This is a genomic window from Bradyrhizobium betae (assembly GCF_050632175.1).
Classification (GTDB): domain Bacteria; phylum Pseudomonadota; class Alphaproteobacteria; order Rhizobiales; family Xanthobacteraceae; genus Bradyrhizobium; species Bradyrhizobium betae_B.
Genome location: NZ_CP192576.1, coordinates 4,500,159 through 4,518,081 on the forward strand (window position 1 = coordinate 4,500,159; position 17,923 = coordinate 4,518,081).

At 64.5% G+C, this 17,923-nt stretch carries 21 protein-coding genes; 10 read left to right on the plus strand and 11 right to left on the minus strand.

All coding sequences use genetic code 11. The features are described 5' to 3' along the window. The first annotated feature begins 112 nt into the window (after positions 1-112). Both htpX and ACQ86E_RS21695 read left to right on the plus strand, forming a co-directional pair. Positions 113-1,060: a zinc metalloprotease HtpX gene (gene htpX, locus ACQ86E_RS21690; RefSeq protein ID WP_431201721.1), complete on the plus strand. Its 948-nt coding sequence runs from the start codon at positions 113-115 to the stop codon at positions 1,058-1,060. Between the two features lie 134 nt (positions 1,061-1,194). After that, complete coding sequence (locus ACQ86E_RS21695; protein ID WP_431201722.1) at positions 1,195-1,836, plus strand: tetratricopeptide repeat protein; 642 nt, start codon at positions 1,195-1,197, stop codon at positions 1,834-1,836. 55 nt (positions 1,837-1,891) lie between these two features. Here the strand turns inward: ACQ86E_RS21695 and ACQ86E_RS21700 are convergent, their stop codons facing one another. The 5 genes from ACQ86E_RS21700 to ACQ86E_RS21720 all read right to left on the minus strand — a co-directional run bounded on the left by ACQ86E_RS21700 (position 1,892) and on the right by ACQ86E_RS21720 (position 5,634). After that, positions 1,892-2,242, minus strand: coding sequence for a hypothetical protein (locus tag ACQ86E_RS21700; RefSeq protein ID WP_431201723.1), 351 nt, complete (start codon positions 2,240-2,242; stop codon positions 1,892-1,894). Between the two features lie 162 nt (positions 2,243-2,404). Continuing rightward, positions 2,405-3,205 carry a hypothetical protein gene (locus ACQ86E_RS21705; RefSeq protein WP_431201724.1) on the minus strand — a complete coding sequence of 267 codons (801 nt, stop codon included), beginning with the start codon at positions 3,203-3,205 and terminating at the stop codon, positions 2,405-2,407. Positions 3,206-3,369: 164 nt separating this feature from the next. Continuing rightward, complete coding sequence (locus tag ACQ86E_RS21710) at positions 3,370-3,831, minus strand: hypothetical protein (protein ID WP_431201725.1); 462 nt, start codon at positions 3,829-3,831, stop codon at positions 3,370-3,372. A gap of 11 nt (positions 3,832-3,842) precedes the next feature. Continuing rightward, positions 3,843-4,061 carry a hypothetical protein gene (locus tag ACQ86E_RS21715; protein ID WP_431201726.1) on the minus strand — a complete coding sequence of 73 codons (219 nt, stop codon included), beginning with the start codon at positions 4,059-4,061 and terminating at the stop codon, positions 3,843-3,845. 127 nt (positions 4,062-4,188) lie between these two features. Beyond that, complete coding sequence (locus ACQ86E_RS21720; RefSeq protein ID WP_431201727.1) at positions 4,189-5,634, minus strand: helix-turn-helix domain-containing protein; 1,446 nt, start codon at positions 5,632-5,634, stop codon at positions 4,189-4,191. 232 nt (positions 5,635-5,866) lie between these two features. Between ACQ86E_RS21720 and ACQ86E_RS21725 the strand changes: the two genes are divergently transcribed. The 3 genes from ACQ86E_RS21725 to ACQ86E_RS21735 all read left to right on the plus strand — a co-directional run bounded on the left by ACQ86E_RS21725 (position 5,867) and on the right by ACQ86E_RS21735 (position 8,481). Further along, positions 5,867-7,501 carry an isocitrate lyase gene (locus ACQ86E_RS21725; protein WP_431201728.1) on the plus strand — a complete coding sequence of 545 codons (1,635 nt, stop codon included), beginning with the start codon at positions 5,867-5,869 and terminating at the stop codon, positions 7,499-7,501. Between the two features lie 30 nt (positions 7,502-7,531). Continuing rightward, positions 7,532-7,741, plus strand: coding sequence for a DUF4170 domain-containing protein (locus tag ACQ86E_RS21730; RefSeq protein ID WP_094975753.1), 210 nt, complete (start codon positions 7,532-7,534; stop codon positions 7,739-7,741). Positions 7,742-7,926: 185 nt separating this feature from the next. Further along, positions 7,927-8,481, plus strand: a complete 555-nt coding sequence (locus ACQ86E_RS21735) for a hypothetical protein (RefSeq protein WP_431201729.1) — start codon at positions 7,927-7,929, stop codon at positions 8,479-8,481. A 123-nt stretch (positions 8,482-8,604) separates the two neighbouring features. Here the strand turns inward: ACQ86E_RS21735 and ACQ86E_RS21740 are convergent, their stop codons facing one another. Then, on the minus strand, positions 8,605-9,486 hold the full coding sequence (locus tag ACQ86E_RS21740) for a metallophosphoesterase family protein (RefSeq protein WP_431206531.1): 882 nt from the start codon (positions 9,484-9,486) through the stop codon (positions 8,605-8,607). Positions 9,487-9,652: 166 nt separating this feature from the next. On the opposite strand from ACQ86E_RS21740, the gene ACQ86E_RS21745 reads away from it, so the two are divergent. After that, positions 9,653-10,144 (plus strand): NUDIX domain-containing protein, encoded by a 492-nt coding sequence (locus tag ACQ86E_RS21745; RefSeq protein ID WP_431201730.1) that lies wholly within the window; start codon positions 9,653-9,655, stop codon positions 10,142-10,144. 4 nt (positions 10,145-10,148) lie between these two features. On the opposite strand, the gene ACQ86E_RS21750 is transcribed toward ACQ86E_RS21745, so the two are convergent. Together ACQ86E_RS21750 and ACQ86E_RS21755 are read right to left on the minus strand one after the other, a co-directional pair. Continuing rightward, positions 10,149-10,526, minus strand: coding sequence for a DUF2304 domain-containing protein (locus ACQ86E_RS21750; protein ID WP_431201731.1), 378 nt, complete (start codon positions 10,524-10,526; stop codon positions 10,149-10,151). A gap of 64 nt (positions 10,527-10,590) precedes the next feature. Then, on the minus strand, positions 10,591-11,334 hold the full coding sequence (locus ACQ86E_RS21755; protein WP_431201732.1) for a glycosyltransferase family 2 protein: 744 nt from the start codon (positions 11,332-11,334) through the stop codon (positions 10,591-10,593). A gap of 129 nt (positions 11,335-11,463) precedes the next feature. Between ACQ86E_RS21755 and ACQ86E_RS21760 the strand changes: the two genes are divergently transcribed. The 3 genes from ACQ86E_RS21760 to ACQ86E_RS21770 all read left to right on the plus strand — a co-directional run bounded on the left by ACQ86E_RS21760 (position 11,464) and on the right by ACQ86E_RS21770 (position 13,761). After that, positions 11,464-12,636: a hypothetical protein gene (locus ACQ86E_RS21760; RefSeq protein ID WP_431201733.1), complete on the plus strand. Its 1,173-nt coding sequence runs from the start codon at positions 11,464-11,466 to the stop codon at positions 12,634-12,636. Then, entirely contained in the window at positions 12,633-13,151 is a 519-nt protein-coding gene (locus ACQ86E_RS21765; RefSeq protein ID WP_431201734.1) for a GNAT family N-acetyltransferase, read from the plus strand. Before ACQ86E_RS21760 ends, ACQ86E_RS21765 begins: the two co-directional genes overlap by 4 nt. A 127-nt stretch (positions 13,152-13,278) precedes the next feature. Continuing rightward, complete coding sequence (locus ACQ86E_RS21770; protein ID WP_431201735.1) at positions 13,279-13,761, plus strand: GNAT family N-acetyltransferase; 483 nt, start codon at positions 13,279-13,281, stop codon at positions 13,759-13,761. A 74-nt stretch (positions 13,762-13,835) separates the two neighbouring features. Here the strand turns inward: ACQ86E_RS21770 and ACQ86E_RS21775 are convergent, their stop codons facing one another. Then, positions 13,836-15,482, minus strand: a complete 1,647-nt coding sequence (locus ACQ86E_RS21775) for an ABC transporter substrate-binding protein (protein WP_431201736.1) — start codon at positions 15,480-15,482, stop codon at positions 13,836-13,838. 78 nt (positions 15,483-15,560) lie between these two features. Then, on the minus strand, positions 15,561-15,998 hold the full coding sequence (locus ACQ86E_RS21780) for a DUF3830 family protein (protein ID WP_431201737.1): 438 nt from the start codon (positions 15,996-15,998) through the stop codon (positions 15,561-15,563). A 207-nt stretch (positions 15,999-16,205) separates the two neighbouring features. Here ACQ86E_RS21780 and ACQ86E_RS21785 point away from each other — a divergent pair, with 207 nt between their 5' ends. After that, on the plus strand, positions 16,206-17,177 hold the full coding sequence (locus ACQ86E_RS21785; RefSeq protein WP_431201738.1) for a LysR family transcriptional regulator: 972 nt from the start codon (positions 16,206-16,208) through the stop codon (positions 17,175-17,177). Here ACQ86E_RS21785 and ACQ86E_RS21790 read toward each other — a convergent pair whose 3' ends face one another. Further along, positions 17,178-17,921 carry an SDR family NAD(P)-dependent oxidoreductase gene (locus ACQ86E_RS21790; RefSeq protein ID WP_431201739.1) on the minus strand — a complete coding sequence of 248 codons (744 nt, stop codon included), beginning with the start codon at positions 17,919-17,921 and terminating at the stop codon, positions 17,178-17,180. Positions 17,922-17,923 lie beyond the last annotated feature (2 nt).

Sequence of the window (17,923 nt, forward strand, 5' to 3'; positions counted from 1 at the left end):
GGTCAAGTGCCGCGGCTCCGCGACGCACCCTGAAACCTTGCGCCCGGGCCGGGGTCATCCCTACCTCAAGTGTGCTGGCCGAGGCTCGCCCGCGGCCGCCCAGGAGACGGCCATGAACTATCTTCGTACCGCAATGCTGCTTGCAGGCCTCACCGCCCTGTTCATGGGCGTGGGCTATCTGATCGGCGGCGCTTCCGGCGCCATGATCGCGCTCGCCGTTGCTGCCGCGACCAATCTCTTCACCTACTGGAACTCCGATCGCATGGTGCTCTCGATGTACGGCGCCCATGAGGTCGACCGTAACAGCGCGCCCGAACTGGTGCGTCTCGTCGCAGAGCTTGCGGGCCGCGCGGGGCTGCCGATGCCACGCGTGTTCCTGATGGACGAGGCACAGCCCAATGCGTTCGCAACCGGCCGCAATCCCGAGAACGCGGCCGTCGCCGTCACCACCGGCCTGATGCGGCAGCTCAGCCGCGAGGAGCTTGCCGGCGTGATCGCGCATGAGCTTGCCCACGTCAAGAATCACGACACGCTGCTGATGACGATCACCGCCACCATCGCCGGTGCGATCTCGATGCTGGCGCAGTTCGGCATGTTCTTCGGCGGCCACCGCGACAACAATAACGGCCCGGGAATCGTCGGCTCGATCCTGATGATGATCCTCGCTCCGCTCGGGGCCATGCTGGTGCAGATGGCGATCAGCCGCACGCGCGAATACGCCGCGGACGATCTCGGCGCGCGCATCGTGGGACAGCCGATGTGGCTGGCGTCGGCGCTGGTGAAGATCGAAGGCGCCGCGCATCAGGTGCCAAACTATGATGCGGAGCGGAATCCTGCGACCGCGCACATGTTCATCATCAATCCGCTGTCGGGCCATGGCGTGGACAATCTGTTCGCCACCCATCCTTCGACGCAGAATCGCGTCGCGGCGCTCCGGCAGCTCGCGGGCGAGCTAGGCGCGCGGGCCGCGCCGTCGGTCGGGGCCAACGAAAACTATCCGCCGCGGGGCCCGTGGGGCCGCTCGTCGTCGCGTGGTCCTGCTCGTGGTCCCTGGGGCTGATGCAACAGGCCGGAAATTGCGCCCGCTTTGTGACTTGGCGCACACAGAATCGGCCCCACCGGTGTTAACAGCACGGCGAGACTGTTTCTTCGAAAGGGGATGCGTGGCCGGCCCAATGCCGGTCGCCGTCGAAGATGACCAAAGCTGCGGTACCATTGCTGATCGTCCTGGGCGTGCTCGTCGGCCTGTCCACGCATACCGTCGTCAATTGCGGGGACGAGGACGAGCCCGACATCTGTTCGGCCGTGATCGGGTTCTCGCCGCTGCGTGGCTCGCTGATTGCTTTCGCCTACGAGGGACGCGGCCGGATCGCGCTCCGCCACGGCGACTGGCGGCGGGCGATCGCGGATTTCGACGAGGCCATCCACCTCAATCCCAACCGCGCCACGCTCTATCGCGACCGGGCGCAGGCACGCCGGCAGAATGGCGACCTCGCGCTCGCGATCGAGGATTACGATGAGGCGATTGCGCACAATCCAAAGCTCGCTGCGCCGTATCACGAGCGCGGTCTGGCGCTTGCCGGCAGCGGCGATCTCGATCGCGCGATCCTGAGCTACAACACGGCGATCCGCCTCGATCCGTCGGTTGCCCAGGCCCGCCTCGACCGGGGTCTTGCCTTCCTCGCCCGCGGCCAGGCCGATGATGCCCGCGCCGATTTCGAAGCCGCGCTTGCGCTGCCGGCCGGCAAGGACGTCCGCACCCACGATGCGGCGCGTGCCAAACTCGCCGAACTCGCGAGCGCCGAGCCGACCCAGGGGGCCGCGCCGCGTCGGTGAGAGTAGCTTCTCTCCTCTCTCCGCAAATCGGCGAGGGAAAGCATGCGAGCCGCGACTACTTCGCCTTCTTCGCTTTGGCCTTCTTCGCCTTGCCGGCCTTCTCAGGCTTGTCCTTCGCCTTCTTTTCTGCCTTCACCGAAACAGGCGTGCTGGCGGCGAGGCGCATCGCGCGGGCGTAGCTGTCGGCGACGTTGTCGGCGGACATCTGCAGGCGTTTGGCGGCGGCGGTGGCCTGCTCCATGCTGGCCTTGGCCAGCATCTTGAAGCGCTCGCCCGTTTCCTTGCCCTTGGCCTTGGCCGCAAGGCCGTTGAAGCGATCCCGCCGCTCCTTGGCGCGGGTCATCAGGCCCGTATGCAGCTGTCTGGCCAGTTGCCGGATCACGACATCCAGGTCGGCGTCCGCCATGTTCTTGTATCCTCTTGAAAACGGTATCGATGCGGGCGGGACTATGCAGATCGGGCCCCGCCTTGGCAATTCCCGGCGAGGCGTCATCCGCAGCTTCCGGTTGGCAAAACAAAAAAGCCGCGCATTTTCGCGCGGCTTTCGGGGTGAGTTGGCGCAGTCGCCTCACTTCAGTGAGGCAACCGGGCCGTTGGACGCCGCCGGCTCGGGGTCGAAGCCGAACACGCCGACCAGATATTTGTAATAGTCCGGCATCTTCTCCTTGAGTGCCTCGCGCGACTTCGGGTCGTGGAATTCGCTTTTTCCCGCCAGGAAGATGCTGGAGGTCACGGCAAAGAATTCCATGGGATTCTTCATCGCATAAGAGTCCTTGGGCAGCATGTCCTTGGACTTGGCCAGGGCGTAATAGCCGATCACACCCTTGTTGGCGTAGCCGTCCGGCAGCAGCCGCGCGTGAAAGGCGTGCAGCATCTCGTGCAGCAGCACGGCTTCCTTCTCGTAGCGCATCATGTCCGGGCGCAGCATGATCACGCCGAGGCCCGAATCGACCGCGAGGTCGACGGCATTGGGATTGCTCCAGCGCTGCTTGGCGGGGTCCCAGACCGTCAGCGTCCGCGGCGCGGTGCGCTGGATGTCCGGTGTGACCCGGCCGTAGCACGCGGTCGCGGCGCCTTCGTCGAGACACGCGAGCTCGCTCGCGACGATCGGAACGGTATGGAAGAAGCGCAGCACGCGCGGCGAGAGGCCGGCGCCTTCGACGACGTCGATCTGGCTCTTCAGATTGTCCATGAGCTTGTCGACGTCCTTGCGGTCGCGGTTCTCGGAAACGTCGAACATGTAGCCGCGATAGCTCTGGAAGCCAGGCGGCAGCGCCTGCGATGCGTCGCCATCGAGCGTTCCGGCCCTGGATGGACTGGTGAAGAGCGCGCCGACGATGGTTGCGGTCAGCAGCAACGCAATGCGCATGATGAACCCCCTGATGTCACGTCGCCCGGCAGAATAGGCCACCGTTATTTGCGAAAAGTGAGTGGGGCGAGACTATGGCAGCGATGTTGAGGCGTGCTTAATCCTTGGTTGCAGATCGCGCAGGCGGATTAGTGCGAGGTTAACCAAAGAGCGCCGCGAGGGCGTCAGCTGCCGCCAAGGCTGTGGCTGACCCTGGTCACGACGGCGTCCCACTGGCGCTTCTCGGCCGCGGGATAGTTGATCAGCACGCAGTGGACGTAGCGTGCCGAAAAATTGCAGCGATCGTACCAGATGGTGTCGCGCTTGACGCTGGACACGACGAAGAAGTGCGGCGTGATCCGCTTGTAGACGATGCCGGACGGTGGATTCTTCCGGGCCAGGAAGGCGGCGGGAGATTCGCCCGTCCGGGGCACCGCCTGCACGGTCAGATCGGCTCTGCCGTCCGCCGAGCGAAACCGCTGGCCCTGGCCGTCCGGCTTGCCGGCGTCCTCGGTGAAGATCGAGACGGGGATGTCCACCGTGGTCCCGGTTTCAGGAATGCGGTAGGCGGCCCAGCTCTCCGCGTGCGCAACCGCAGAACCGCAAAGCACCAACACGGCTGCAACAACGCCTGCCTCAATTCGCATGATTCACCTCGTCACATCCGCGGTGCAAGGCTGAGCTCCATCAGCGCAATCCTCTGCAGCACGACGATGTTGCGCTCGCCGGTTTGGGCCGTCCGGAGGATGGATTGAGCTATCGCGTCAACATGCGACGAGTGCACCGGCTCGGGCAGCGTTGCGACCGCTGCGCCGAGCGCCTCGGTCATCACCTCGATCATGTCAGGCGGGAAGGCCGCATTTGAGAAGTTCTTCATGTCTCGACCTGCGGCAAGTGCACACGAGCGCACCAAGCCGCCCCTTCAGCCAAGGCAACGTTGGGGCAAAACGGAAGTTCCTTGCCATCTGGGAGAGTCGCCAGGACCACGGCGCCAATGGCAGCTCTCAGAGCTCCCGCGCATTCGAGAACGCGAACGAACTCACCCGCCGCGTGGTCTCGTCCAGGATCAGCGTGCGCGTGATCGGCGGTTCGGCGCGCTGGGCGCAGTTCTCGCGCTCGCAGAGGCGGCAGTTGACGCCGATCGGCGTGCCCTCGGCCTTCTCCAGGTCCATGCCGGCGGCGTAGACGAGGCGTGAGGCGTGGCGGATCTCGCAGCCGAGGCCGATGGCGAAGCGCGGCTGCGGCAGCGGGTGCGGCGCCACGGGCCGGCGCACCATCTGCGCGATCGAGAAATAGCGCGTGCCGTCGGACAGCTCGATCACCTGCTTGAGCAGGCGATCCGGCGTGTCGAAGGTCGAGTGCACGTTCCACAACGGGCAGGTGCCGCCGAATTTCGAGAACGGGAATGTGCCCGAGGAAAAGCGCTTCGAGACATTGCCGGCATTGTCGACGCGCAGCAGGAAGAACGGAATTCCGCGCGCATTCGGCCGCTGCAGCGTGGTGAGGCGATGGCAGACCTGCTCGAAACCGGAATTGAAGCGCTGCGCCAGCAGATGGATGTCGTAGCTCAAGGCTTCGGCCGCAGCCAGGAACACCGGATAGGGCATCATCACGGCCGCCGCAAAATAGTTGGCGAGCGTAATGCGGAACAGCCGCCGCGGCGCGTCGTCGAGCGGGCCGGCGCGGCCGATGATGGTCTCCAGATGCTGCGCGCATTCGCCGAGGCCTAGCTGGAAGGCGAGCTGGAAGGCACGGCCGGACGAGTCGACCAGCTCCGAGATCAGCAACTGGCGGCGGTGACGGTCGAAACGACGCAGCGTCTCGCGCATCACGTCCACGGGCATGATGCGGGTCTGGATCGAGTGCCTTTCGCGCAGCCGCGCAGCGAGCGCGGCATAGAGCCCTTCGGCCGGCACGTTCAGCTCGTCGCGCAAGGTTTCTGCGGCCTGTTCGAGCTCCGGAAAATAGTTGCGGTTGGCCTCGATCAGCTCGCGCACGCGCTCGACCGGATTGGCCTCGTAGCGCGTGCCGACATCGCGGTCGGCCATCTGCGCCGCGGCCAGCGTCTCGCCCTGGCGGGCCTCGGTGTAGGCCGCGTAGAGCCGTTGCAGTGCGTGAGTCACGCCGGGGCAGAGCTCGGCGAGGTCGCGCAGCTCCTGTTTGGGCACGTCGATCTGGCGGAACAGCGGATCGGAGAAGATCTCGTTCAGTTCGGCGAAGAAGCGGTCCTCGTCCGCGGTGGCGAGGTCGCGCAGGTCGAGGTCGTAGGTCTCGGCCAGCCGGAGCAGGATCTGCGCGGTCACCGGGCGCTGGTTGCGCTCGATCAGATTGACGTAGCTCGGCGAGATCCCGAGCCCCTCGGCCATCTGGGTCTGCGACAGCCCCAATTGCTGCCGAATCCTCCGGAAGCGCGGGCCGACGAACAGTTTCTTCCCGGGCTCGGCGGGCATTTTCAGGGCTCCAGGCGCGCAAAGGACAAAATGCTGTCCTAGTTTTGTTACAAGATTTACAACATAACATCTATTACATGTTCTGATGTTACATGACATCACCATTCAAATACAAGGCCTCTATACGAACTTCTTTTTCTCGCGTTTAGCTCAAGGCACGCATTTCGCAATGCACTGTCAAAAATGTCGATGGCAACGCAAACGCTTTGTCATCAGCGAAAGGATCGAGCAGATGAACTACCAGCCCCGTGGCATCAATGCCCTCCAGAGCCCGGCCTCGTATCAGAGCGAGATCGAGGCCGCCCAGGCGCTCCTTGAGACCAAGCCGACCTGGAACGGGGTGACGGCCGAGGCCGTGGCGCGCATGCGTCTGCAGAACCGCTTCAAGACCGGCCTCGACATCGCCCGCTACACCGCGGCGCTGATGCGGGCCGATATGGCGGCCTATGATGCCGATCCCACCAAGTACACCCAGTCGCTCGGCTGCTGGCACGGCTTCATCGCGCAGCAGAAGCTGATCTCGATCAAGAAGCACTTCGGCGGCAAGACCGATCGCCGTTACCTTTATCTCTCGGGCTGGATGATCGCGGCGCTGCGCTCCGAGTTCGGACCGCTGCCCGACCAGTCGATGCACGAGAAGACCTCGGTGCCGGCCCTGATCGAGGAACTCTACACCTTCCTGCGTCAGGCCGACTCGCGCGAGCTCAACGACATCTTCCGCAACCTCGACAAGGCGCGGAAGGAAGGCGACAAAACCCGCGAGAAGGAGCTGATCGAAAAGATCGACAACTTCCAGACCCACGTCGTCCCCGTCATCGCCGACATCGACGCGGGCTTCGGCAACGCTGAGGCGACCTATCTGCTCGCCAAGAAGATGATCGAGGCGGGTGCCTGCGCACTCCAGATCGAGAACCAGGTCTCGGACGAGAAGCAGTGCGGGCACCAGGACGGCAAGGTCACCGTGCCGCACGAGGTGTTCTTGGCGAAGATCCGCGCCTGCCGCCATGCGTTCCTCGAGCTGGGCGTCGAAGACGGCGTCGTCGTGACCCGTACCGACTCGCTCGGCGCCGGCCTCACGCAGCAGATCGCCGTCAGCCACAAGCCGGGCGATATCGGCGATCAGTACAACAGCTTCCTGGATTGCGAGGAAGTGACGCCGGAGAACGCCCGCAACGGCGACGTCATCATCAATCGCAACGGCAAGATGCTGCGTCCGAAGCGCCTGCCCAGCAATCTCTACCAGTTCCGCGCCGGAACGGGCGAAGATCGCTGCGTGCTCGACAGCATCACCTCGCTGCAGAACGGTGCGGACCTGCTCTGGATCGAAACCGAGAAGCCGCATATCGAACAGATCGCCAAGATGGTCGATCGGATCCGCAAGGTGGTTCCGAACGCCAAGCTCGCCTACAACAACTCGCCGTCGTTCAACTGGACCCTCAACTTCCGTTGGCAGGTCTACGACGCGATGAAGGAAGCGGGCAAGGACGTCAGCAAGTACAACCGGGCCGAGCTGATGAAGCCGGAATACGACGATACGCCGCTGGCGATCGAAGCCGACGAGCGCATCCGTACCTTCCAGGCCGACTCGGCGAAGCGCGCCGGCATCTTCCACCACCTGATCACGTTGCCGACCTATCACACGGCAGCGCTCTCGACCGACAATCTCGCACGCGAGTATTTCGGCGAGCAGGGCATGCTGGGCTACGTCAAGAACGTCCAGCGCGCGGAAATCCGTCAGGGCATCGCCTGCGCCAAGCATCAGAACATGGCCGGCTCCGACATCGGCGACGACCACAAGGAATACTTCGCCGGCGAGGCTGCCCTGAAGGCGGGCGGCGCCCACAACACCATGAACCAGTTCGGCTAACGCATCACGCTACGAAACAGGAGACTGACAATGACCAAAGGCAGCAATTTCTGGGTGATCGGCGGCGAGTTCGGTTCGATGAATTTCCACAAGCTCGTGGAAGGCTCGGCCCAGGTGCAGGGTCCGTTCAAGACCCGAACGGAGGCCGAGGACGCCTGGCGCACCGTCTCGGAAGAGAACCGCCACAAGGCCGGCGTCCGCTTCTCGATCGTGGAAGAGCCGTCGCGCGTCTCGGCCTGACGGTCCGAATTCAAGAAGACGCCCAAGGACGGATGGTCCCATCCAGGCTCTGCCTGGGTGGGATCGTCTGTTTTTGGCACAGGTGAGCCGTCTGTGGGCGCGGTAAGTCTCTGGAATTGTGAGGCCTTTGCGGAGGGATTGGTTGCTGATAGGTTAACGGAGGATAGTCGAGGACGAGGCCGACAATGTCAGAGCCCGAGACCAGCGGGACCCATCCCAGCCAGCCGCGCCCGGTGCGGCTGCGCGACGCGCTGCTGCGCGCACGGATCGAGGCCGCCGACCGGACCGGCGTGGTCGTCGACCTCCGCGACGCCGAGGTGGCGCGGCTCGAGATCCTCAACGACGCGCTCGATCCCCTGTTCGCCCAGGTGCCTGACAAGATCGATCTGTTCGACCGCGGCGTCAGCCAGGGCGATACGCCGCGGCTCTGGATCGACGTCGTCGCGCACATCCTGATGGGGCGCGACAAGCGGATGTACCGCTTCGTCCAGGACACCCGCTTCGGCCGCATCGTGCTCGCCGAATCGCACGACATTCCGGTGATCGTCGAAGCCGTCACCGATTATGTCGCCCGCCGCATCATCGAACGCGAGCGTGCGATGGTGGTGCCGTCGGAGCCGAAGTCCGAGGCCGCGCCGCCGCCGCGCCGCTCGCGCATTTGGCCGTTCGTGTTCGGATTCGTGCTCGGTGCCGCCGCCTTGTTCGGGGTTGCCGTGCTGGCGGCCCTGCGGAGCTGGTGACCTCTCGTAGCCCGGATGGAGCGCAGCGCAATCCGGGACACCTCTCGCTCCAGACGCACCGCCCCGGATTACGCTGCGCTCTATCCGGGCTACGGATCACGCCCGCAATGACGGCGAACTAAACTAGATCAGCCTCACATGCTTGATCTGCCGGATCTGAAATCCGGACTCCAGGCTCCGCACCGTCTGCTCGCAGCGCCAGCCGGCATTGTCCTTCTCGATCGTGAACAGATTATACGCCGCGGCCGGGTAGCGCCCGTGTGCGAGCGCGGAGGCCGACGGCACGCCGACCGCGGGGATGTTGCCGTGGGGGCCCTCGAACCACATCGTCGAATGAATGTGGTCGTGCCCGTGCAGGATCAGCTCGACGCCGTGGCGTTTCAACAGGGCCAGCAGTTCGGCGGAATCCGTCATCCGCTTCTGGCGCGCGTCCGACTTCAGCGGATGATGCACCAGCAGCACCCGGAAGACATCCTCGGCCGAAAGCCGCATCAGCACCTGTTCGAGGGCCGCGAGTTGCTCGCGGCCGAGCGTGCCCGTGGCCATCAGCGGCAAGGTCGGCACCGCCGTGGACAGGCTGATCAGCGCGAGCGGCCCGCGCCGGCGCAGGCTCGGAAACCCGATGCTGCCGTCGTCGCCGGCAAGATAGGGCGCAAAGGTCTCGCCGAAGCGATGAAAGGTGGCGCGGACATAGGCGTCGTGATTGCCGGGTATCGTGGTGACCCGGTCGGGCGGGCCGACATCGTCGAGCCAGGCCCGCGCGGGCGCGAACTCCGCCTCGAGCGCCAGATTGACGAGGTCGCCCGTGACGGCGATGTGGTCGGGTGCCTGCGCCTTGACGTCGGCGACGAGTACGTCGAGCACCTCGCGGCGCTGGTACTTGTGGCGGTTGCGGCTCCAGTTGACGTAGCCGAGCGCGCGCTTGCCCGCGAGTTCGATCAGCCGCGGCTTCGGCAAGGGCGGCAGATGCGGGTCGGACAGATGGGCGAGCGTGAAGGGGGCCAACGTAGGGTAAGTCATGGCGCGCGATTGCCTCGCTATTCGTTTGCTGTAATGGCAAGGTCGCGGGCAACGTGCAAGCGGGGTCCGGGCAGGGCCTGTTGGGAGTTTTCTTGAAAGTTTTCTTGAAAGTTTTCTTGCGAAGTTTCTTGCGAAGGTTCTTGGGAGCCTGATGGGAGATCGTCTGAACCGCGTCCGACGGAGATTCGAGCCGCTGCTGCGGCGAATCTTCCACGCTTATTTCCTGCTGGTCCGCGGCATGACGCTCGGCGTCCGCGCCGTGGTGCTGGACGACGAGAACAGGGTGTTCCTGGTCAGGCACAGCTACATCAGCGGCTGGTATCTGCCCGGCGGCGGCGTCGATCTCGGCGAGACCATGGAGCAGGCGATGCGGCGCGAGCTCAAGGAGGAGGGCGATATCGATCTCACCGGGGAGGCCGTGCTGCACGGCATCTTTCTCAACAGCCACGTCTCCCGCCGCGACCATGTCGCGGTCTACGTGGTCAGGCAGTTTACGCAGGATCGTTTGCCCGAACCGAACCACGAGATCGTCGAGTGTGGCTTCTTCGCGATCACGGCGCTGCCGGAGGGGACCACGCATGGCACGCGGCAAAGGCTCGCGGAGGTGCTGGACGGCAAGCCGCTGATGGCGACGTGGCGTTGAGCATTCAACCGCCCGGCCGGCCGTTTTCCTTCGCCTTCAGTTCCAGCGCCAGCAGGCTCTGCTCCTGGATCAGCGCGCAGTTCTGCCGCTCCAGCCGGTGCAGCCGCGCCGTCATGTTGTGCATGAACGCGAACACCACCAGGAACAGCGTGCCGAACATCACAACGAACGGAAACACGACGCCGGTCAAATGGCTGACCAGATAGGCCAGGTTTGGAAACAGCGCGAAGCCCGCCGGGATGATCGCCACCATGGACAGCATCATGAAGTCATAGAGATCGAACTTCCCCTGCAGCGTCTTGCGCAGCAGCACCAGCATGTAGATCAACGCGAAGGCGGAAATGACGACGACCGTTTCGGGGCTCGGAAGGACACTTGTCACGGCTGCCTCCTCGGAAGGTTCGATGGAATGATGGGATTGCGGATCATCGCTGCAAGTCTCGGCGTCATGGCGCTCTCACCAGACGCGCGAGCAGGATGTAGCCGAGGACGCGGATCATGTAGCTCGCCGACTTGATTCCGTCGATCGAGCTGACACCGGCCTTCCGCGCCCGCATCTCGACCGGGACCTCGCTGACGGTCAGGCCCGCGCGCATCGCCCAGGCGAGCGAGATTGGCTCCGGAAAATCAGCAGGATAAGATCTGGCGAAGAAGGCGATGGCCGAGCGGTCGAGCAGCCGCATGCCGCTGGTCGGATCGGTAATGCGGCCGCCGGTGAAGAGCCCGTTGAGCGCAAGCACGATCAGCCTGATGCCGGCGCGGCGCATCGGCGTCGAGCAGAAGCCGGAATGGTCGATGAAGCGGCTTCCGATGGTGATGTTGGTCGGGTGGCTGCGATAGGCATCGAGCAGAGTCTCGATCGCGCGCGGATCATGCTGTCCGTCGCCGTCGATCTGGATGCAGAAATCGAAATCCTGACGCGCCGCGTATTTGAAACCGGTCTGCACGGCGCCGCCGATGCCGAGATTCTGCGCGAGGCGGGCGACGGGCGAGCGACAGCTTGCCACCGCGCACGTCGCGTCCGACGAGCCGTCGTCGACGACCAGGGTGTGGTAACCGCGGCCGATCGCGGCGATCTCGCTGAGGAGACCGCCGATCGAAGCCTCCTCGTTGAAGCAGGGAATGACGAGAAGGACCCGCGGCGCGCCGGCCTGCCTTGCGGCGCTGCGGCACGTGTCGCTTGAACCCAAGCCCGGACCCAAACTCATGTCGGCCACGGCCGCCTCACCTCCAAAGTCCCCACCTTGCTATACTTGCCGGTGTTTTTCCTGTACAGGCGGACCATTTCCAGGCTAGGCCGGCAGGCCCGGCGAGAGCCCATGAGAGCCGTCAAAGTATTTTTTTCAATTGTGTTTCTGGCAATTCTGGCCAGCAACGTCAGGCTGATCTCGCATTGGAGCGAGAGCCGCGGCGTCTATGACGACATCTGCTATCTCAGGCAGGCGCATCTGTTCCAGCGTTTCGGATGGCAAGGGCTCGACACCAGCCTCGCCCGTGAAACCGACGGTTATCTCGCCGGCAAGTTGCGCAGCATCGATTTTCCGAACTGGCGCGATCCGACGCGGGCGCCTTGCCACACCCAGACCGCCGACGGCAGCAAATGGGTGATGACGCCGCCGCCGGGCACGGGCTTCGCGCTGGCGCTTTTCCCGGAGGGATTCCAGGTCGTTCCGCTATATGCGCTGGCGAACATGATCATCGCCGGTTTTGCGCTATACGGTCTGTGGCGGGCGCGGGAGCCGGTGTCCCTGGCAGCAGCGGCAGTGTTGGGCGTCCTCTCGATCCTCTTCATGATCAATCCGACCAAGGCGAGCTATTCGATGGCGCCGACCGTTGTCGTGTGCGCGCTGGCGGGCCTGTTCACCGCGAGGCTGTTCGTCGATGACGGCCGGCGCCGCCTGCTGGTGGTCGCGGCCGTCGGCCTTCTGCTCGGCCTGTCCGCGAGCTTCAGGATCGCGAACGTGGTTCTGTCGGCCGGCTATTTCCTGTTCTTCGGGCTGTCGTTCCTGATCTGGCGTAGCCGCGAGACCTACGCGACCGGTCTTACGCTCGGCCTCTCGATTCTCGTCGGCCTGTTGCCGGTATTCGCGGCCAACTTCGTCAATTCGGGTAACCCGCTGCTCTCGGCCTATGGCGGCCAGGATACGGCTCCGCGGAGCCTCGATCCTGCCGTGCTGCGGGCCTATCTCGGCGACACTCAATTTCCGTTGATCGTGATCGCCTGTGTCTGGACCGCGCTGCTGTGGCGTTTCGCAGGCCATGCCGGCGTCAGGAAACTCACGCTGCTGGTCGCCGTCAATCTCGTGCTGAATCTCGCGTTCTTTGCTACGCATCCCGTCTTCACGCCGTACTACATCATTCCCATCCTGATGCTGTCGTTCTGGACGCTGCTGTTCGCGGCCGTCTTTACCCGCGGCACGTCACAGGGTTCGATCGCGCAAGAGCCCGGTGGACCACGGCCCGGCGAGATGTTATCCCGCCGATCAACATGACCGATCTCTCCCTGACCATCCTTCCCGAAGCCGCCGGCGACGCCCAGGCGATCGAACGGCTGCACGAACGTACCTTCGGCCCCGGCCGCTTCGTGCTCAGCGCCTATCGCATCCGCGAGCATGTCGATCATGTGCTCGAATTGTCGTTCACGGCGCGCATCGGCACGCTGCTGGTCGGCTCGGTCAGGCAATTGCCGATCCTGATCGGCGAGACGCCGGCGCTGATGCTCGGGCCGCTCACCGTCGAGCCGCCGTTCCGCAGCCGCGGGGTCGGCCGTCTGTTGATGGAGCGCGCGCTGAAGGACGCCAGGGAAAAGGGGCACCGCCTCGTGCTGCTGGTCGGCGACGAGCCTTATTACAGCCGCGTCGGCTTCAAGCGGGTCGACAAGGGCCGCATCACCATGCCGGGCCCGGTCGATGCCGCCCGCATCCTGGTGTTCGAGCTGGTCGACGGCGCCTTCGCGGGCGTATCGGGACCGGTCGGGCCCGACTGGAGCAAGGCGCGGGTGGGGTAGGGCGTGTCGCTCGTAGCCCGGATGGAGCGCAGCGCAATCCGGGAAGGTCTTTCGGTGAGGTGAAAACCCCGGATTACGCTGCGCTCCATCCGGGCTACAACCCATGCCTTACGGAGGAGTATCGAAAATGCAGGTACGCCCCGCTGACCCCGCCGAGACCGATCATCTCGCGCAACTTTGGCACGACGCCTGGCATGGGTCGCATGCGCATCTGGCGCCGCCAGAGCTGGTCCGGCTCCGGACCGTCCCAAGCTTTCGCGACCGGCTCGCGGTCATGCTTTCCGATGTCTGTGTCGCCGGCCCGGCCGGCGCGCCGCTCGGTTTCTGCGCCCTCAAGGGTGACGAACTGTATCAGCTCTTCGTGTCGGCCGAAGCGCACGGCTCGGGCGTGGCTGCGGCGTTGATTGCCGATGCCGAAGCGCGGCTCACCGCGCGTGGCGTGGAGCTTGCGTGGCTGGCATGCGCCGTCGGCAACGCGCGGGCCGCGCGGTTCTACGAGAAGAGCGGCTGGCGCAATGCCGGCACCTTCATGATGTCGGCGGAGACGTCGAAGGGGCTGTTCCCGGTCGAGCAGTGGCGTTTCGAGAAGCGGCTTACGCCTTCCGCGTGAGCCTTTCGGTCCGCAGCCCGGATTTCGCTCCACGCCATCCGGGCTACGCGGTTACGACGCGCGCCTGCGTTCCGCTATTCCGGCTTCATGTCCAGTGCCGCCCAGTCGATGTAATAGCCATTGGGCGCCGAGAAGCCGGTGATGCGAGGCGACAGCACTCTTGGTGCCACCTCGTGCACGAAGAAGATGAACATCGCCTCGTCCACGAGCCGTTCATGCACCTTCGAGAGGGCGATATCGCGCGCCTCGGGCTCGAACGTCGTCCGTGCGGCCCTGGACAGACGATCGAGCTCGGGATCGTTGATGGAGCCCCAGTTGTTCGACACCGGGGGCGCCATCCGTGAATCCGCAAAGCGCGCCAGCGCGAAGAACGGATCGATGGTCGCGATCGACACGTTGGTCGTGTTGGCGCCGCGCGCCGAGGCGGCCGTCGGTCCTTCGCGCCAGTTCGTGAACAGGGTGCCCCATTCGAGAACCTCGATCTTGACGTCGATGTAGCACTTCCGGAACGCTTCCTGGATCAGCTCGTTCATCGGCAGTGGCTGCATCATCGCAGAACCGGAGATCGCCGTGATGACCTTGACGCTCGCGAGCTTGCTGTCCGAATAGCCGGCGTCCTTCATGAGACGGCGGCCTTCGTCGGGATCGTAGCGCAGCTTGAAGGTCGGCTTGCCGAACCAGGGATGTCCGCTGCGCATCATGCCGAGCGCCGGCTCCGCAATGCCCCCGTTCAGCGCGACGAGATCGTTACGGTCGATACACAGATTGGCCGCTTGCCGCACGCGCTTGTCCTGCCAGGGCGAGCCGGGCAGCAGAGACGGCTGCCAGGGCCACACATGAGCGCTCTGGCTGGTCGCGATGTTGAAGCCGCGGGCGCGGATCGACGCCACGGCATCAGGTGCCGGTGCTTCCACGAAATCGACCTGGCCGGCGAGCAGGGCGGCCGTCCGCGACGTGACATCCGGCAGCGGGATCATGACGATGCGATCGATCTTGGGCACGCGGCTCTTGTCCCAATATTTGTCATTGCGGACGAGCTCGAGCCGTTCCCGCGGCACGAAGCGCGCGAGGGTGAACGCACCGGTGCCTGACGGATCCTTGGCAAATTCCTCCCAGGCTTTCGCGGAGCGCTGCGCCGGGTCGGTGACCTCAGCCGGCACCGCGGCCAGCTTGGCGCGCCAATGGGCAGGCGAGGCCATGAACAGATTGGCGAGGTTGAGCGGCAGGAAGGAGTCCGGCTCGGAGGTCGTGAATTCGACCGTCGTGTCGTCGATCTTGCGAGCGGATCGCAGCGTCGGCATGCGCGGAACGGTCCAGCCGACCTGGCTCTGGTCGAAATGCTGCGCGGTCTTGTCCAGAACCTTCTGGACGTTCCACACCACGGCGTCGGCGTTGAAGGGAGAACCGTCCTTGAACGTCACGTCGGACCGCAGCTTGAAGGTCCATTTCGTCTTGTCGTCCGGGCTCACCGCCCATTCGGTGGCAAGAACCGGCATGATCTTGGTGCCGGTCTTGTAGTCCCAGGCGGTGAGGGCGTCGTACATCGTGAGACCGGTCAGGCGGTTGCCCTCGAAGGCCTGGTCCGGCTGGCCATGAGTCTTTGGAATGTCGCTGGCCGTCATTCCGATCCGGAGAGTCTTGCCCTGTGCAAAAGCCGACGTGGATGTAGCAAGCGCGACCGCCATGGCGGCGAGGACGGAAATGGTGCGACGGGAACTCATGTGGCCGACTCCAAATTCTGGTTTCAGAGATCTGCGAAGATGCGCCGGCGCCGCATCACGACGCCGGGAACTTGACGACTAGTCCTCGAGGACGGTGACCGTGCAATCTTCACCGCCCTCGCGCCACGTGCGCAGGCCGACCTCTTCCAGGAACGGCCATTGGCTCTGATCGACGCGGGCAAACAGGTTGACGCGCGACTCGCCGCGCCAGTCGCGCACCGTCTCGGTCCCGTAGAACCAGCCGATGGCCTCGAAGCCGGTCACGTCGCGATCGGACCACTCGCACGCGTAGATGACGTCGCCGAGCCCCGCGTTGAGGATCTGGTTTTCGCGCGGCGGCTTGTTGGGCACGTCGAGCTTGATGTGGGTCTCCCGCCCCGTCCATCGCGCGTTGTACGCCTTGACGGTGACGGGGAGGTGGGCGCGCAGCGTCGCCCAGGTCTTGGGAGCCTTGTCGGCCATCACGTTCGCCGTGAAGCTGCCCCCGCGGGCAAAACTGAATAATAGCTTGGGCATTTCCGTTCGCGCTCCCCCAGACCATCGACGGGAGCCAGTCTCTCGCAATGAACCGTACTCACAAGATCAATCTTACGAATGCATTGTTGCCGCCTGCGCAACGCACATGCCGCGGGCAATTGATGCCCTGAGGACTTCCAGAGTGCTCGAAATAACTGCAGCCATTAGGTTTTTATTGGCTACGTCGCCGCAGCGGCGATTTTTGAGTTGCCCGCATTGTCGACTTCCTCTGATAATGTTCCTCTGGAGGCAACTCTCTTGCAGCTAGAGTCAACGCTCATACGCTATTTCCGGGAGGTGTATAGGCTGAAGTCGATACGGCACGCATCGTCCTCCCTGAATGTCGCACCCTCGGCCGTCAGCAGGCAGATCTCGCGGCTTGAGCAAATGGTCGGCGTGCCACTGTTCGAGCGGCTGCCGCGCGGCGTGGCCCCGACCGAGGCGGCTGACACGCTGGCGCGTTTCTCCCGCAATTTCCTGCTGGATGTCGAGCGGCTGCGCGGCGAGATCGACTCGCTGCGCGGTCTGCAGCGCGGCCATATTCGCATCATGGCGAACGAGGGACTCGTCGACTATTTGCTGACCCGGACTGTCGTTTCGTTTCACAAGCGGTTTCCGGGCATCACTTACGAGCTGGAGGTCGCCGGAACCTCCGCCATCACGCGCAGCCTGCACGACGGCACCGGCGACATCGGCCTCGTCTTCAATGCGGAGGCCGACGAGCTCCTGAGCTTCGCCGCGCACATTCACGACCCGCTCTGTGCCGTGATGGCGCCGGGCCATCCCCTCGCGCGGGCGCAATCGCTCGACCTGTCGGAAGTGGTCGGTCACACCCTGGCCGTACCGGAAAAGACCTTCGGGATTCGCCGGCTGATCGACTCCGCCGTCAGCGCAAGACGGCTGCATTTGTCGCCGACGCTGGAAACAAATTCCATCGCGGCGTTGAAGGGCTTTGCCCGCTACGGCGGCGGCGTCACTTTCCTGCCGACATTGCCGACCCTGCAGGAGCTCGAAAGCTGCGCCCTCGTCAGCATTCCGATCGTCGAGGACTCCTTCCAGCGCGCCTCGCACGACGTCTGCGTCATGGCCGGCAGGAGGCTGCCTCTGGCGGTCAGTGCGTTCGTTGACATGCTGAAGGTGGAAGCCGATCGTGCTTCGGCGTCGGATCGACCGCACTAATTACATGTAGGCGCCGCCGTTGATCGCCAGCGTCTGTCCGGTGATGAAGCTTGCTTCGCTTGAGGCCAGGAACAGCGCCGCGCCGTTGACCTCGTCTGTCGTTCCGAACCGGCCGAGCGGTGTCATGGCATTCAGCCTGTCGCGCAACGCGGGCGGCCAGCTGGCGGTCATGTCGGTTTCGATGTCGGCGGGCGCGATGCAATTGACGCGAATGCCATGGGGCGCGAACCGCCGCGCCAGCGACTTGGTCAGGCCGATCACGGCGGCCTTGGACGAGGCGTAGGCCGGGCTGCCTGCGACTCCTCCATGTTGTCCGGCAATCGACGACACGTTGATGATGCTTCCGCCGCCGTTGTCGCGCATCGACCGCGCGGCGTGCTGTGCCACGAAGAACGTGGCGCGCAAATTGACGGCGTGAACGCGATCCCATTCCGCGGGCGTGATCTCCCACTCGTTCAGGATGCTGCCGACGCCCGCGTTGTTGATGATGATGTCGATCCTGCCGAACCGATCGAGTACCGCCTGCACGAGCTCCGCGCCCGCATCCGGATGCACGAGATCGGCGACGATCCCATGTGTCGCCTCCGGAGCACCGAATTTCGACCGCGCTTCGGCAACACCGGCCTTGCTCGTGCCGGAAAAGCCGACCGCTGCGCCTTCTTTCAGGAACGCGCCGACGAGGCCTGCGCCTATCCCGCGCGTGCCGCCGGTGACGAGGACGACCTTTCCGCGAAAACGTTCCATGA

Bases quoted from the DNA above. Each gene is read 5' to 3' on its own strand.
- htpX (WP_431201721.1), top strand. From the start codon at position 113: ATGAACTATCTTCGTACCGCAATGCTGCTTGCAGGCCTCACCGCCCTG.
- ACQ86E_RS21695 (WP_431201722.1), top strand. From the start codon at position 1,195: ATGACCAAAGCTGCGGTACCATTGCTGATCGTCCTGGGCGTGCTCGTC.
- ACQ86E_RS21700 (WP_431201723.1), bottom strand. From the start codon at position 2,242: ATGGCGGACGCCGACCTGGATGTCGTGATCCGGCAACTGGCCAGACAG.
- ACQ86E_RS21705 (WP_431201724.1), bottom strand. From the start codon at position 3,205: ATGCGCATTGCGTTGCTGCTGACCGCAACCATCGTCGGCGCGCTCTTC.
- ACQ86E_RS21710 (WP_431201725.1), bottom strand. From the start codon at position 3,831: ATGCGAATTGAGGCAGGCGTTGTTGCAGCCGTGTTGGTGCTTTGCGGT.
- ACQ86E_RS21715 (WP_431201726.1), bottom strand. From the start codon at position 4,061: ATGAAGAACTTCTCAAATGCGGCCTTCCCGCCTGACATGATCGAGGTG.
- ACQ86E_RS21720 (WP_431201727.1), bottom strand. From the start codon at position 5,634: ATGCCCGCCGAGCCCGGGAAGAAACTGTTCGTCGGCCCGCGCTTCCGG.
- ACQ86E_RS21725 (WP_431201728.1), top strand. From the start codon at position 5,867: ATGAACTACCAGCCCCGTGGCATCAATGCCCTCCAGAGCCCGGCCTCG.
- ACQ86E_RS21730 (WP_094975753.1), top strand. From the start codon at position 7,532: ATGACCAAAGGCAGCAATTTCTGGGTGATCGGCGGCGAGTTCGGTTCG.
- ACQ86E_RS21735 (WP_431201729.1), top strand. From the start codon at position 7,927: ATGTCAGAGCCCGAGACCAGCGGGACCCATCCCAGCCAGCCGCGCCCG.
- ACQ86E_RS21745 (WP_431201730.1), top strand. From the start codon at position 9,653: ATGGGAGATCGTCTGAACCGCGTCCGACGGAGATTCGAGCCGCTGCTG.
- ACQ86E_RS21760 (WP_431201733.1), top strand. From the start codon at position 11,464: ATGAGAGCCGTCAAAGTATTTTTTTCAATTGTGTTTCTGGCAATTCTG.
- ACQ86E_RS21765 (WP_431201734.1), top strand. From the start codon at position 12,633: ATGACCGATCTCTCCCTGACCATCCTTCCCGAAGCCGCCGGCGACGCC.
- ACQ86E_RS21770 (WP_431201735.1), top strand. From the start codon at position 13,279: ATGCAGGTACGCCCCGCTGACCCCGCCGAGACCGATCATCTCGCGCAA.
- ACQ86E_RS21775 (WP_431201736.1), bottom strand. From the start codon at position 15,482: ATGAGTTCCCGTCGCACCATTTCCGTCCTCGCCGCCATGGCGGTCGCG.
- ACQ86E_RS21780 (WP_431201737.1), bottom strand. From the start codon at position 15,998: ATGCCCAAGCTATTATTCAGTTTTGCCCGCGGGGGCAGCTTCACGGCG.
- ACQ86E_RS21790 (WP_431201739.1), bottom strand. From the start codon at position 17,921: ATGGAACGTTTTCGCGGAAAGGTCGTCCTCGTCACCGGCGGCACGCGC.